This is a genomic window from Fretibacterium fastidiosum (assembly GCF_964642095.1).
Classification (GTDB): Bacteria; Synergistota; Synergistia; order Synergistales; family Aminobacteriaceae; genus Fretibacterium; species Fretibacterium fastidiosum.
In genome coordinates this window covers 730,700-744,532 of record NZ_OZ209244.1, presented here as the reverse complement: position 1 = coordinate 744,532, position 13,833 = coordinate 730,700, and the positions used below count along the sequence as shown (strand labels likewise).

The window sequence follows — 13,833 nt, the reverse complement described above, 5'->3', positions numbered from 1 at the left end:
AATCAAGCATATCTTAGCACATGTTCTTCAAGGAGGAAGATGCGATGAACGTCAACGGTTACGATCGTCTGGGGCAGGCCGGGCTGGAGCTGATGCAGAAGTCCATGAGCGCGGCGGCAGCGGCGGCGGAGGACATCGCCTCCGGCAGCTTGAACCCCATGGACGTAGCGAAGTCGGCCATGGACCTGGGCCGGGCCAAAGTCCAGATGAAGCTGGGGGCCTACCTGATCCGGACGCAGCAGGAGCTCATGGAGTCCACCCTGGAGGTCTTCGGCGTCGGCACGAAGCTCGACCGCAGGTATTGAGCCGCCAAAACAGAGAAGGTTCGCGGTCCGTCCCCAGCGGCGGGCCGCAATTTTTATTCGCACGCCCTTCCACCGTATCGTTCGGGAGACGCGGAGGGGCTGCAGCCCTATCCTAATAACCTTATTATGATGAGGAGACGTGAGAGTTATGGCGTTTTGGATTGACGTTGCTCTGCTGCCGGGCGCTGCGCGGGTCCTCGCGGGCGCCCTTCCCTCCGGACCGGGGCAGGTCCGGCCTGCGCGGACCGGACACGCTGACTGACGAGGCCCGCCATGCAGAGCGTCTTTGACATCTTCAGGGTCGGCATCGGTCCGTCGAGTTCGCACACGATGGGGCCCATGCGCGCCGCGCTGCGCTTCCTCGAAGAGCTGAGGGCCATGGGGCTCCTGGAGCGGGTCGGCAGCGTCCGCTGCGACCTCCACGGCTCCCTGGCCCTGACGGGGAAGGGGCACATGACGGACCGCGCCGTGCTGCTGGGGCTCTGGGGCGTCAAGCCTGAGGAGGCAGACCCGGACGTCATTCAGGAGTTCGTGGACCTCGTGGACCGCACCCGTCGGTTGCCCCTGGGGGCCTTCCCCCGCCTGGAGGACGGGCGTTCCATCCCCTTCGATCCGGAGCGCGACATCGCCTTTCTCCCGAAGCAGCTGCCGCTGCACGAAAACAGCCTCGTCCTGCACGCCCTGGGGCCCGACGGCACGGAGCTCCACTCGAACGCCTACTACTCCATCGGGGGTGGATTCGTCGTGGAGGCGGCCCGTTTCGACGCTCCGGACGGCGTATCGGGCGACGTGCCCTATCCCTATGCCTCGGCGGACGAGCTGATCGCGGTCTGTGCGGAACACGGCCTCTCCGTCTCCACGCTGGTCATGAAGAACGAGCGGGCCCTGCACCCCGGCGTTGACGTCCAGGCCCACTTCGAGCGCATCTGGGCCCTCATGAGCGCCTGTATGGAGCGCGGCATGAGGACGGAGGGCATCCTGCCGGGTGGGCTGCACGTCGCGAGGCGCGCCGCTCCTCTCCTGCGGATGCTCTCCTCCGACAGGCCCCTGTCCTCGGACCCCATGCAGATTCTGGACTGGGTCAACGTCTTTGCCCTGGCGGTGAGCGAGGAGAACGCGGCGGGCGGACGCATGGTGACCGCCCCCACCAGCGGCGCCTGCGGTGTCGTCCCCGCGGTGCTGGAGTACTACAACCGCTACGTCCGCTCCACGACGCCGGAGGACCGCACGCGCTACTTCTTGACCTGCGGCGCCATCGGCCTGCTGTTCAAGGCCAACGCCTCCATCTCGGGGGCGGAGGTGGGCTGTCAGGGGGAGGTGGGCGTCGCCTGCTCCATGGCCGCAGCGGGGCTGACGGAGCTGTCGGGCCGCAGCCCGCGGCAGGTGACGACGGCGGCGGAGATCGCCATGGAGCACTGTCTCGGCATGACCTGCGACCCCATCGCGGGGCTGGTGCAGGTGCCCTGCATCGAACGCAACGCCGTCGCGGCGGTGAAGGCCATCAACGCCGCCCACATGGCCATGCACCGCAGCACCCCGCCCCTCATCAGCCTGGACGAGGTCATCTCGACCATGTACCAGACCGGAAAGGACCTCAGCGCGAAGTACCGCGAGACATCCCAGGGCGGGCTGGCCGCTCAGCCGCGCCGGGCGGTGGGGTAAGCGCTGGGCCAAAAAAGAACGGGCCTGGAGGTTCCTCCAGGCCCGTCGTCGTGCCGCCGCGATGGGCTACCTTCGACGACCCACGACCGCAAGCAGGGCCACAAGGCCCCACCCCAACGCGCCAAGGCCTGCCGCATCGCATCCCGCTCCCCCTGAGGAGGAGGTGCCGTCCGCGTCCTTGATTCGCTCGTCATACTCCGTCCGGGGCGCCTCGGAGGCCAGTTCCGGGTGTGCGGCCTGGTAGTCCAGCGCTCCCTTCAAATCCAGGAAGCGTCCCCCGGCCACTTTGCCCACGAGGACCGACTTCACCGCCGCGCCATGGAGCAGCGCTGTCCGGACCTGGTACGCCGTTCGGGCGGGGTCTGCGGCCTTCAGCAGTGCCACTGCCCCCGCCACGTGGGGGGCCGCCATGGAGGTGCCGTTCATGGTGGCCATCACGGTTCCATCTCCGACGCGGGTGGAGTGCTCGTAGGCGGCGATCGTCGTGCTGAGGATGGACACGCCCGGAGCCGCGACGTCCACGAAGTTGCGGCTCCAGTTGCTGAAGTTGGCGAGGGAGCCGTTCTGCGAGGACGCCCCCACGACGATCAGGTTGTGGATTCCCCTGTAAGAGGAGCTGTAGACGTAATCGCCCCTCTCGTACGTCGGTGTGCCGTCCGCGCCCTTCGGACCGTCCGCCGGCGCGAGGACACCCACCTCAAGTCCATCGTTTCCGGCGCTCGTCACGATCACGGTCCGGTTCAGGGAGTCCAGCGCCTTGAACGCGCGCCACACCGGGTCCTTGCGCTGGTTTGCCAGCGTGGGGGGCATGGAGGAAAACCAGTTGAACGACAGGTTGACGGCCGCCACCTTCAGGCTGGCGTCCTCCTCCAGCCGTTTGGTCAGGAAGTTGAGCGCGTCCACGATCCCGCTTACGGGCCCTGACCCATCCGGCCCCAGGGTTCTGAGGGAGATGAGCCCCACGCTCCAGTTCACGCCCGTCACGCCCCTGCCGTTGTTCCCCGCTGCGCCGATGGTGCCGGCCACGTGGGTCCCGTGCCCGTTCCGGTCCGCATAGGCCTCCGGGTCCGCCCTGGAGGTGCCGCCGTCCTTGTAGAAATTACGGCTCAGGTCGCGCCTGAAGTTGGGGGCCAGCTCAAGCGCCGTATAGTCGACGCCCGTGTCCAGGACGGCCACGCAGACGTCCCCTCTGCCCGTCGTCGTGTCCCAGGCCTCTGGCGCGCGGATGGCCTTGAGGTTCCAGAGGGCCCCCGACGCATAAAACGGGTCGTTCGGCTCCGTGACGGACGCCCGCACGATGAAGTTGGGCGACGCGGCCAGGACGTCCTCCCGCTTGAGGAGGCGCGCCGTCAACGCCTCCGGGGAGAGGATGTCGGACTTGAGCAGGACGAAGACGCCGTTTCCCGCCTCGGAGAGCTCCGCGTAGGTCTCCTCGACGCGCGCCCCCACGGCGGCGGCCAGCGACGCCGCGCGAAACGCCTCCCGCCCCAGGTGCAGGGACGATGCCACGACCTTCGTGCCCTCCTCGCCCTTGAAGACCGCCAGGACCTCCCCCGGGACGTGCCGGGCAGCCGCGGCCGGACCGGCGAAAGCACAGGCTGCCGCAAGCGCGGCGAGCCGCAGAAACACCTTTCTCATTCGGGACCTCCTCGCCAAAACCGGTCCGCGCCGCGCACAAAGGCGCGGCGCGGACGTCAGACGTACTGCTCCACCTGATCGTGAACGATGACCTGCGAGTTCAGGTCGTCGATGATTGGACGCTGAACGTACACGGGTTCCTTGACGTGCTCCAGCTGGACCTCAAGGTGCTTTCGGACGATCCCGTGCTCCAGTCGGTCAACGTACCCCGACACGTTCACCGACGTGCGCGTCTGCTGGATGACCTGCATCCCTGTCTCACCTCCGGTTAAGGAAAACTCCGCCCCCGTCGGGGGCCGCTGCACCCTCTCGGATTTCCATTTTATAACAGCGGCGCCGAATTGCAAAGCGCCCCTGGCGCCCCCTACCTGGGCATGAAGGCGCCGACGCCCCAGCCCGCCGCGCCGTCCCCGCGCTCGTAGAGCAGGTCGAGGCACGCATCCGCCAGGGCCTGGAGGCTCGATATCTGCCGGTCCGGCGGCAGGCCCGCAGCCGCGTAGGCCAGGGGCAGTTCCGTGCAGGCCGTCGTGATGGGGAGGTCCTTTTCCCGCCACAGGGCCTCCACCACCTCCTTCAGGAGCTCCGCGGCGCGCCCCATGTCCCCGGCCTTCACGGCGCGCAGGCTCTGCTGCACGCACTCCTGCTGCTCCCTCGAAGGACGGAGGAACAGGTAGCCCGCTTTCTCGGCGCAGGCGGGGTAGATGAGGCTCTTCTGGGTGCCGGAGGTGGCTACAAGCCACGCTCCTTCCGGACTGGCGCGCCGGGCGGCGTTCACCGTCGCCTCCACGATGTGCACCAGCGGCACGGAGAGCTCCTCGCGGAAACGGTCGATGAAGAAGTGGGCCGTGTTGCAGGGGACGGCCAGGACCTCCGCGCCCCACTCCACCAGCTGCAGCAGGTCCTTCTTGATCGCCGGCAGCGGGTCCGGGCCGAGGCCCATGATCCCGTCGCTGCGGTCCGGGACGTCGGGGTCCGACAGCAGGATTGTGCGCGGGTGCTCCGCGTCGCTCGCCGCCGGCGCGCCCTCCGCAAGCAGGCGAAGGAACTCCGCGGCCGCGGCCGGCCCCATCCCTCCTAAGACCCCCAACGTCTTGTTTGGCTTACTCAACATGTTCGATCCCTCCGCAATCTAAAAGATCAAGGATAGCCCGTCGTGTGACCTCAAAGGACGCTTCAGGCTCTTTGCCCTATTATACCGTCTGTTGCATCAGGGCGGCAGAGTGCCGAAGACCGGCGCCAAATCAGGGTCAGCAGCGCTGCCATGCATAATGAGGCAAAAACCAGGGGTGTGCAAAATGCACGGCACCTCCCCGAAGGGGCTGGGGGGTGTTTTTCATAAGACGCGCCTGTCTGACATTCCCCGTCAACGCCTCCACAAGGCAATCAATTGCCTTGCTTCGGCACAGCCGACCGACACGACGCCGACCGCCTGTCGGCGTCCGTAAGTCGTGTCGTCTGGCTGAACCCCTCCGCCTCACTTCGTTTGGCACCTCCCCTTGCAGGGGAGGCAAAGTGAAGAGGCACATTTTTCAGGCTCCTCTGAATGAAGAACCGCGCCAAATCGCCAGGCTCCTGCTCCCATAGAACGGCGTCCGGATACACTGCCAAACCCACAGGCAAAATTTTTAACGTGTGACGGAGACCGGTTTATGCGTTTTCTGCCGCACCCGACGGATGCAAGGTCAAAGTTGGCTTGCCTATACAACGACGGGCTGTCGTTGATCAGTGATAATGTCACCCTATAAGTGGTCAGAGCCAGAGCTCCCTGCCGATCGTCGATGGACTTCGGCCCAGGGTACCGGCAATCTTGCGGATTCCACATCCCTGAGCACGAAGACACAGTATATTTTCTCGTTTGTCCGCGTTCATCAGCATAGCGCGGGGGCAAAAAAAGCAGCCCGGATGAGGAAGCCATTGGTCGCAGCCGTGAGGTCTCAGTACCAAAATTCATGCGACAGTTGATGCACTGGGAGACCCCACAAGCTTTTTACTGACGCCTGGCCAGGCTCGTGATCTTGCAGAAGCGGCTCAGCTTCGGCCCGAAGTAGGGGAGTAGAAACGGTAACTTGCGAACAAGGGTTACGATGCTCAAGAACGGGTTATTGGCCTCCTGGAGAAGTCTGAGAAGAAAGCTATTATCCCGTCTAAGAGCAATGTAAAAGAACCGCGTATTCGTATTTTGATGAGTAGGATAAAGACTTTTACGGAGCCCGTCATTTGATTGAGAACTTTTTTGCACGCTTGAAACAATATCGAGCAATAGCAACACGTTACGACAAGAGAGCTGTTAATTTCCTGGGCACTGTTCATCTAGCTGCTATTGTAGTATGGCTTATTTGATGACACGCCCTAATAGGATACATCGCTTTCCCCCTCCTTAGGCCTCATTACAAACCAGAGAGGAGTATAACGCCTTGATTTTAGGCGAAAAAATGATAAACTTAATGACGTAGAATGAAAGGATATGGCATATCAATTTGCATATAGCCAACTTTTATTCTCGTTCTTTTTTGGAAATGCGATAAGACTCTTATTTTACGTAATTAGTTGTGAAAGGATGTGAGATTATGGACATCGCCAATTACGATATTGAGAAGCTGATCGGTAACTTCACTCAAGAAGCAGAGAATGCTCAAAATTTGCTTTCGAATCTTCTCAAAGGCGTTACCAATGGCCAACCTCCAACTCTAGACGAAATTTCAGAGTTGGGATCTGTTTTGAAAAATTTACACGCAAAGTATCAGAACGTTCGTTCTGTTGCGTCATCAATACTTGATACGACAGAACTCCCTGAAGCAGGTTGTCCTGTCAAGGAATATCTGGAGGCCATACAGAAGAGTCAAAGACAGCAACTCAAGACAAAACTTGAGGAAGTAGGCGGCCTGATCAATCGTTTTACAGCGATTACATCGCAGAATGAAGATAGCGTTGCAGTTCTAAAACCCATTCAGGATGATGCTGTCAATATATTTAGAAAAGTTGAGAGTTCGGCAGATATTGATGCATGGACACGAGTTATCGAGTCTGCTGAAAAATACCGTTCCTTTATTCGTGCTGTTGATATGAGTGAGAAGCAGTTAGACTCTCCAGAAGGTATTACGCTTTTGGAAGATTTGATGAAATTTTATCCACCTGCTGTTGTCTTTAATATTAACCGTGGCAGGTATTATATTACAGAAAATAAGACGTTTCTTGTCGAAGGTGGGGCTTCAAAAAAAATTGAGACAACAGAACCCTCTGAGCATGTTGATGATGTACTATATGCAAAAAATCCATTAAAAAAATGGAATTATACGACGAAAACTTTTGAAGGCGATATTATAAAGGATGGAGCACGAAGAGGTATTAATGTCTTCATACTCCCGCTGTTTACAAATTTTGCCCTTTTGACTGCAAGACAGGTTCGAAAGATGTGTGCCTTCTATGGCTATGGCGGTAAATTTACACCAAATCACAATAATATTCCTCAAGCCCTAGACTGGTTAACGGAGAAAGGGTGTTTTGCCGTCTATGAATTTGGTACGCCAGCTCAAGATATTTACTGCCTGACCCATGGGGCTCTTAGCTGCATGTCTAAAGAGACGATACGTAATCGTAAATGGCCTGTTTCCATTGGAAAGTATGTTTTGACCGGGGAAGAGAGGATAGAAAAATCGCTTGCCCAAAGAATATTCAGCAATAATGAAACATTGCTGAAGGCACTTTATGCCCTGAAATCAACGATGAACGACAGGCAGTTTAGAGATAAAGTCATGCCTTCCATCGTCTGGAAAGATACCTGCTTTAGTCTTACCGTGCCATGGGGAGATGTGGATCATCGTTGCTGCCTTATGGATTCCTTTGAAAAGGCGAATGCAGTTGTCGAAAGGGATGTCCTGGTTCTTTCAGATGAAGACATCGGTGAGAGGGAAGAAAAACTTGCCATGGGACGTACATGCCTTATTCTCAATCGCAACGGCCTCCGAGCCTGCGGCGCGAAGACTTCAGAGGCCGTGACAACTGATGAAAGCATGACGCAATTTTCCGATGCGAATTCTGGAGATGTGAATCGAACCAGCGTGAATCCTGAAAGCACGGTGGAGCAGGGGGAACCTGTGTCAGCAGCAGTTCAAAGGGCTTCAACGCAGGGAGCAGTCAGTCTGCTTTCTCCAACAGAGCCTCATAATATAAGTGAAAATGACTTTAATGATGTCTTGCATCCATCAACAGGGGCAAAGAAACTTGATGATGCACTTGTAGAAGATCACACAAAGACTGTAGCTGACGTATGTCGACAGATTTTGAATATTAACATCAAACCATCTGATGAACAGTTTGAAAAGCTTATCCAGTTGCAGATAGAAGAGATTGGGCCTTGGAACAGCACGGAGAGCATCGAAGACCGAGCTCTCGTTCGTGCCGTTCTTCTTGCTAAAGCCGCATCCCTGGAAAAGGGTTACTCAAAGAGTAAGCAACTCTATGAGCAGCTCATCCTGGCATCTGGAGTTCCTTTTGACAATTTACACTATACTGGTACAGTACTTTCCAATGCTTTTGAGAATGATACTGCTCCTGGTAAATCGGCGATAGAGGGAATGCAGCTTGCTGCATGGCTCCATGCGCTTATTTTTCCATGGCAGGCACATGATTATACACTACGGGCCCGGGCAAAGCGGATATTGAGCGATTATGATACGATTTATCCTTCTTACGCTACGATTAAGCCTCTATTCAGCGAGTTTTGTGCCGTTGCTGCAACTCTCCCTGGAGGATTTACAGACACTGTACTTAGTTTTCTTGGAGATAAAGCAGAGCGAAAAAAGTTCTTAGAGAAGTTCCAGCAGAAGGCTTCTATACTCATGAATGCCCCTTCTCTCAAGATAAGGATAACCGGGCTTCCAAATTTTGTGCAAAATTGCTTTGGCAATAATAGTGATCTGGCAAATTGCATGGGCATTATTGCGCAGAACAAGGTTGAGGATAAGGAACTTGTTCAAGCTGTGCTTTCCGAGTACTGTGATTCTTCAGAGACAGTAATATCGGAAGACCTGATCAATATGAAGCTTGATCGGGAGTGGGATATTGCACGGAGCCGTAAGAATAAACCTAAAATGAAATTGGCTTTTGACGCCCGACGTAAGGTCTTTGACGCATTTTTGGAACGCCTGACACTTATGATGGAATGGGGTAACATTGAAGAGGTCGATGATAATCGCTGCAATCACCTGCGTAGTTTGCGGGCTAAAACCCTCAACGATGTTAATGCAATCTTCATGAAGAGTGAAGAGTTGAAAGCTGCACCGGGCAACGTCTTTGTCTTGAAAATGCTGAAAGTCATTCACGATCGCCTTTCGGGGCATCATGTGAAGCCGCTCTTCATGGATCTTTTGACTACAAGATTCATACCACTTGATAACGAAGGTAATCCCATATTGACGACCGAACAATGTGCTATTCCATACTATGAGCCATGGCGCAATGTGCTTCGTCATATCGCTTCACCTGCACGAAGTTTGAATGAAGCACGGCAGGGGATATTTGATAATTCTGCGCCAGATGAGACGACAACATTTGATAACCTGAATCAGCTGGAACTGATAGACAGGGCTGAGGGTAAGGAAATTCAGGTTCACGATGATATTACTGCTGTTCAAAATTCTGCTGAGAAACGTCTGGACAGTTTTAAGGGGCAGCTCGAACTGGCTTACACTTATGGCCGTATTCGTGAGGATGATAAGGAAAACCTGACGAATATCCAGATGCGTTATAAGCCGGATTTTTTTGATGGGCGAAATTTTGGTTGTTGGCGACAGTTCCTGAACGCTCTTGAGCAAAAAGTTACTGATTTGACTGCAGAGCGAAAAAAACAATTGAAAAATGATATTAAGATTCGTAGGGCAAATCTCGACGAAAAACAAAAAACGTTCTCAACACTGGACAAAGCGGAGAAGTTGCTTGATGAGGATAACTTTGCCGTTGCGGAAGAATACATCAACCGCTTCGATTATGGCGAATATGAGTTGACGAAAGAACTTCAGACTGTCATGACTTCCGGGGACAGCTTTAGGGATTTTCTGTCCGACGAATCCTTTGATCCGCTTTATGACCTGTGCAGCAGAAACAGTTCCAGAAAACTTGGGGATTTCTCTAAAGATTTGGATAAAGCCAGACCCAAGGATTGGTCAAGTCGCCTGAAAACGAGCAGCGAAAAACTTGTTGAGGCCTGGCCCTCCCGGCGTGGCAAGACAACCACTGACCAGATTAAGACGCTTTTTTTCTGTCTCGGCTTTAACGTGATTAAAGCTGAAAAGATCGATTGTGATCAAAAAGCGCCTGATCAATTTAAGGTGTTTGTTCAGAAAAGCCCTCGTAATGCCTCTGATTATGACCATCCCATAGCGGCCTTTGGTACCAAGATGGCCTCGCCGCTCTCCGTCGTGATTTTGTACGGAAATCACATGGCTGACGGAATTGTAAAGACTGTTACCGCGCTTAACCTTAACCCCAACGGAATTGCAGTTGTCCTTGTAGATTACTATCTTGATCGGGGGACACGTAGACAAGTGGCCGAAATATTTCATACTCAAACATCCGGTCAGAAACCATTTCTTCTCATCGATCGAGTTCTGGCCCTGCACCTGGCCCTGCATCTTCCTACGGAGCGTTTGTCGATACTTTTAAAGTGCACACTCCCTTATACTATCTATCAACCCTTTGTAAGCGGCGTTGGTGCTGTTTCCGACGAAATGTTCTTTGGGCGCAGAAAGGAAATTCATGATATTACAGATCCTAATGGGGCTTCCATTGTATACGGCGGTCGCCAGTTAGGAAAAACAGCATTACTTCAGCGTGCGGAGAATTTGCGATTCGCCCCTGAGAACGGAGCCTTCGCTGTACTCAGTACAATCAAGGAATTCCATAAGGAAGAGCAGGTTGTGGAGCATGTCATAAAGGATATCGTTGAAAAAACAAACCTTCCCATTACACCTTGTGCATCTTTGGAAGACATGTGCCGACAGATCAGCAGCTTATTCAGGCAGGAGAAAATTGCTTCATTCCTGCTTCTTCTGGACGAAACGGATAACTTTCTCGAGAGCATCGGTTCGGTCGATTACAACCCGCTTCTTCCGCTGGTGAATCTGAAGCGCGAGACGCAGAATAACTTTAAATTTGTACTTGCAGGCCTTCATAACGTCTGCAGGGCTAAGAATACGTTATCCTCCAATAACGTGTTTGGACAGCTGGGGACACCTCTGTGCATTCAGCCGCTTTCACCTGTTGATGCGATGGATCTTATCTCACGCCCACTGCACTATTTGGGGTTCCAGGTTGGGGATGCTCACCTTCAAACGATTTTGATAAACACAAATTATTACCCTGGTATTCTTCAGTTCTTTGGCTATACTCTAGTGCAGACGCTCACGAGTAAATACGCCCAATATTATCATGCAACAAACAATCCGCCATTTGTACTGAACGATATGCAGCTTGGAAATGTTATGGCCGACGAAAGTTTGAACGACAGCATTCGTTCTAGATTCCACCTCTCCCTGAATCTCGACCAGCGTTATTTTATGCTGGCTCGATGCATTGCCTTGCTCTACTATACTCAGGAGGAGTATCTTGTTGGAGATCAACATGGCTTTACGCAGAAACAAATTTCAGATTGTGCAAAGGAGTATCAAATTTACTGTCTTGAACAGCTCTCATCGGAGACTACCATCAATCTTCTTGATGAGATGGTTGAGATGGGTATCTTGGGGCGTCCAGAAAGCGGAATCTATCGTCTGCGGCGGCGTTCCTTCCTTAATATTATCAGCCATGATGACAGCAGTCTGCTTGATGATATCGACAAAGCCAATAATCCTGAAGAGGCGGTTCAATCATGACAGACTTTGAGGAATTTTGGTGGAATAATATTACCGGGCCACACTCCGTCGTGACAAAAACATCAGAGCTTTTATCAACAAAATTTGCGGTTCTCTTGTTGGTACCTGGTGATCTCCCATGGCGCCACACCATGCGCAGCGCTATCGATGCGGAGTTTAAACGGAGAAGTAGCATGATGGATATACTGATCAGGCCTATTGATGTGAAGGATGAGTACCTTCAGGATATAGCGCCAGGCCAGTTCATCCTTCGAAACTACGCCTCCGAATCTGTAAAAAATGAGTATCGTGTCGGTTCTGGCATGAGTATGCAGGAATACATCAAGAGAAACAGCGTGTTGAAAAACACAATCCTGTGGTTGAAGGGATTCAATAATGCGGAGCAGGTGAAAGACTGGGTGAACTTCTGCAGTGATTATGCCACAGGAGCTGTTGTGGATGGGTTATTCATCCTTGAAGTTCAGGATAATATGAGGCTTCCAGCTCACAGTTCAATACCAAAAATCAACTTCAGCGAATACGTGGACAGTTATAATTTGCTGCTTTTCTGCAGCTTTCTGCTTGATGAACAGAAAGAACTTACTGCCCAGTGGAAAAGTTATATCGCTGCGATGGTATCAAACCTGTGCGAGACGGATGCGGAAGTTGCTGAACGGATGATTCTTGAAACAAATTTTATGAACGAAGAACCTCTGGATGTATTAAGCCGTATCGCAAAGGAGCCTGATTTTGTACGCCGCGGCGAAGGAGCACAGCACGCCTTTGCTCTCCTTCGTAACAGAAATAATCTTACACTTAAGAAGCGTCTTTGGAGTGCGCAGGTTCAAGTACTTTTCCCTGTTATTGAGCTTGAGCGCGTAGAGATCGTCCGGCAATGGCATGCTGAAATAGCGGCGGCGCTTGCAAAACATCCTGAGCAACGAGGATATGGCAACGGTAGTAACGAAGCCATTGATGATCTATGTGACATTGAGTTGGGGCAGCTCAATCACATGATCATTAATCATATGCTGGAGATACCCGCCCCTGAGATAAGGTCCCGCATTGCTTTGTTGCGCACCTGTCGTAATCTCCTTGCTCACGGCGAATGTTGCTCAGCAGCACAAACCGGGAAGTTATTGAACGCATCGTGAGGAAATTTCAAACTTGCAGGCGGCGATGTTTGATAATTTTCTGTACTTGAAGGACATCCACAACAGAAGAGTAGACACGTGATGATGACGTTTCGTGTTGAAGACGCCACGGCGGTGGACATCACCATCATTGACGAAGTGGAAAACCTGCTGTACTAGGGTGTGTTCACTCAAAAATGGCCAAAGTCCCAAGGGTCCACTGCGACTCCTGTGGCGTCTGCCTGGTCCCCGTCCCCTGGGCGCGCGAGGGCAGCGGGTTTACTTTGCTTTTCGAGGCGTTGGTCCTCTCCCTGGCTCCTGCCATGCCCATCAAGACCCTGGCGAAGGAGCTGAACATGCACGACACACGCCTCTGGCGCGTGATCAGGCATTACACGGAACAGGCCCTCGAGCGGAGGGATCTGTCAGGGGTCCGCAATGTCGGATTCGACGAGACCGCGAGCAAGCGAGGGCACGATTACGTGTCGGTCTTCGTGGACCTGGATACGTCAAAGGTCATCTTCGCCACAGAGGGTAAGGACTCGAGCACTTTGGGGCGATTCAAGACATTTCTCGAGAAACACGGCGGCCGAGGCGAAAACATCGAGCGGATGTGTTGTGACATGTCGCAAGCCTTCATCAAAGGGGCGCGAGAACACTTCCCGGGTGCGAAGCTGACGTTCGACAAATTTCATGTCGTGAAGGTGGTGAACGATGCAGTAGACAGCGTCCGTCGCGAGGAGCGCAAGGAGGACCCGAGCCTGGCGCACACCCGTTATCTTTGGCTGAAGAACCCTCAAACCCTGACGGAGAAGCAAAAGGCCTGGCTGGGGGAACTGAGTCTGAGGAAGCATAATCGGAAGACCGCGCGTGCCTGTCAGATGAAGCTGGGTTTCCAGGATATTTTCAGGAGATTTCGCCTTTGAGAAGAAGGGGAGCTGTTACTGAAGCGATGGTATTTCTGGGCTACGCACAGTCGTCTAAATGCGATGGTTGGAGCAGCGCGCACGATCAAGCATCATTGGGATGGAGTCCTTCAGTGGTTTGAGTCCCGTATCAACAACGGCATTCTTGAGGGAATCAACAGTTTGATCCAAGCCTGTAAGGCGAGGGCCAGGGGCTGCAGGAGCAGGGAGAACCTCATCTCAATGATTTACCTCATCGCAGGGAAACTACAGATAGGGCTATCCCTTAAAATAGCGAGAAGCTACAAAATGAAGGAGGCGCCCTGGGGCGCCTCCTGACGAA

Annotated in this window: 9 protein-coding genes and 1 pseudogene; 6 read left to right on the top strand and 4 right to left on the bottom strand. The window is 54.0% G+C overall.

What is annotated here, in order from left to right; all coding sequences use genetic code 11:
- The first annotated feature begins 44 nt into the window (after positions 1-44).
- Positions 45-305, top strand: coding sequence for a hypothetical protein (locus ACK28C_RS03400; protein ID WP_015556087.1), 261 nt, complete (start codon positions 45-47; stop codon positions 303-305).
- Positions 306-578: 273 nt separating this feature from the next.
- On the top strand, positions 579-1,967 hold the full coding sequence (locus tag ACK28C_RS03395; RefSeq protein ID WP_015556088.1) for an L-serine ammonia-lyase: 1,389 nt from the start codon (positions 579-581) through the stop codon (positions 1,965-1,967).
- A gap of 66 nt (positions 1,968-2,033) precedes the next feature.
- Here the strand turns inward: ACK28C_RS03395 and ACK28C_RS03390 are convergent, their stop codons facing one another.
- The 4 genes from ACK28C_RS03390 to ACK28C_RS03375 all read right to left on the bottom strand — a co-directional run bounded on the left by ACK28C_RS03390 (position 2,034) and on the right by ACK28C_RS03375 (position 5,474).
- Entirely contained in the window at positions 2,034-3,605 is a 1,572-nt protein-coding gene (locus ACK28C_RS03390) for a S8 family serine peptidase (protein WP_015556089.1), read from the bottom strand.
- 56 nt (positions 3,606-3,661) lie between these two features.
- Positions 3,662-3,856, bottom strand: coding sequence for a hypothetical protein (locus ACK28C_RS03385; RefSeq protein WP_015556090.1), 195 nt, complete (start codon positions 3,854-3,856; stop codon positions 3,662-3,664).
- A 113-nt stretch (positions 3,857-3,969) separates the two neighbouring features.
- Positions 3,970-4,716 (bottom strand): aspartate/glutamate racemase family protein, encoded by a 747-nt coding sequence (locus ACK28C_RS03380; protein ID WP_208872631.1) that lies wholly within the window; start codon positions 4,714-4,716, stop codon positions 3,970-3,972.
- 638 nt (positions 4,717-5,354) lie between these two features.
- On the bottom strand, positions 5,355-5,474 hold the full coding sequence (locus ACK28C_RS03375) for a helix-turn-helix domain-containing protein (RefSeq protein WP_409152633.1): 120 nt from the start codon (positions 5,472-5,474) through the stop codon (positions 5,355-5,357).
- A 348-nt stretch (positions 5,475-5,822) separates the two neighbouring features.
- Here ACK28C_RS03375 and ACK28C_RS03370 point away from each other — a divergent pair, with 348 nt between their 5' ends.
- The 4 genes and pseudogenes from ACK28C_RS03370 to ACK28C_RS03355 all read left to right on the top strand — a co-directional run bounded on the left by ACK28C_RS03370 (position 5,823) and on the right by ACK28C_RS03355 (position 13,829).
- Positions 5,823-5,945, top strand: a complete 123-nt coding sequence (locus ACK28C_RS03370; protein ID WP_208872633.1) for a transposase — start codon at positions 5,823-5,825, stop codon at positions 5,943-5,945.
- Between the two features lie 227 nt (positions 5,946-6,172).
- Positions 6,173-11,473: a hypothetical protein gene (locus ACK28C_RS03365; protein WP_208872634.1), complete on the top strand. Its 5,301-nt coding sequence runs from the start codon at positions 6,173-6,175 to the stop codon at positions 11,471-11,473.
- Positions 11,470-12,606: a hypothetical protein gene (locus tag ACK28C_RS03360; RefSeq protein WP_015556093.1), complete on the top strand. Its 1,137-nt coding sequence runs from the start codon at positions 11,470-11,472 to the stop codon at positions 12,604-12,606. Before ACK28C_RS03365 ends, ACK28C_RS03360 begins: the two co-directional genes overlap by 4 nt.
- Positions 12,607-12,782: 176 nt before the next feature.
- Positions 12,783-13,829, top strand: a pseudogene (locus tag ACK28C_RS03355) (ISL3 family transposase).
- The last annotated feature ends 4 nt before the right edge of the window (positions 13,830-13,833 follow it).

Bases quoted from the DNA above. Each gene is read 5' to 3' on its own strand.
- ACK28C_RS03400 (WP_015556087.1), top strand. From the start codon at position 45: ATGAACGTCAACGGTTACGATCGTCTGGGGCAGGCCGGGCTGGAGCTG.
- ACK28C_RS03360 (WP_015556093.1), top strand. From the start codon at position 11,470: ATGACAGACTTTGAGGAATTTTGGTGGAATAATATTACCGGGCCACAC.
- ACK28C_RS03385 (WP_015556090.1), bottom strand. From the start codon at position 3,856: ATGCAGGTCATCCAGCAGACGCGCACGTCGGTGAACGTGTCGGGGTAC.
- ACK28C_RS03380 (WP_208872631.1), bottom strand. From the start codon at position 4,716: ATGTTGAGTAAGCCAAACAAGACGTTGGGGGTCTTAGGAGGGATGGGG.
- ACK28C_RS03365 (WP_208872634.1), top strand. From the start codon at position 6,173: ATGGACATCGCCAATTACGATATTGAGAAGCTGATCGGTAACTTCACT.
- ACK28C_RS03395 (WP_015556088.1), top strand. From the start codon at position 579: ATGCAGAGCGTCTTTGACATCTTCAGGGTCGGCATCGGTCCGTCGAGT.
- ACK28C_RS03375 (WP_409152633.1), bottom strand. From the start codon at position 5,474: ATGAACGCGGACAAACGAGAAAATATACTGTGTCTTCGTGCTCAGGGA.
- ACK28C_RS03390 (WP_015556089.1), bottom strand. From the start codon at position 3,605: ATGAGAAAGGTGTTTCTGCGGCTCGCCGCGCTTGCGGCAGCCTGTGCT.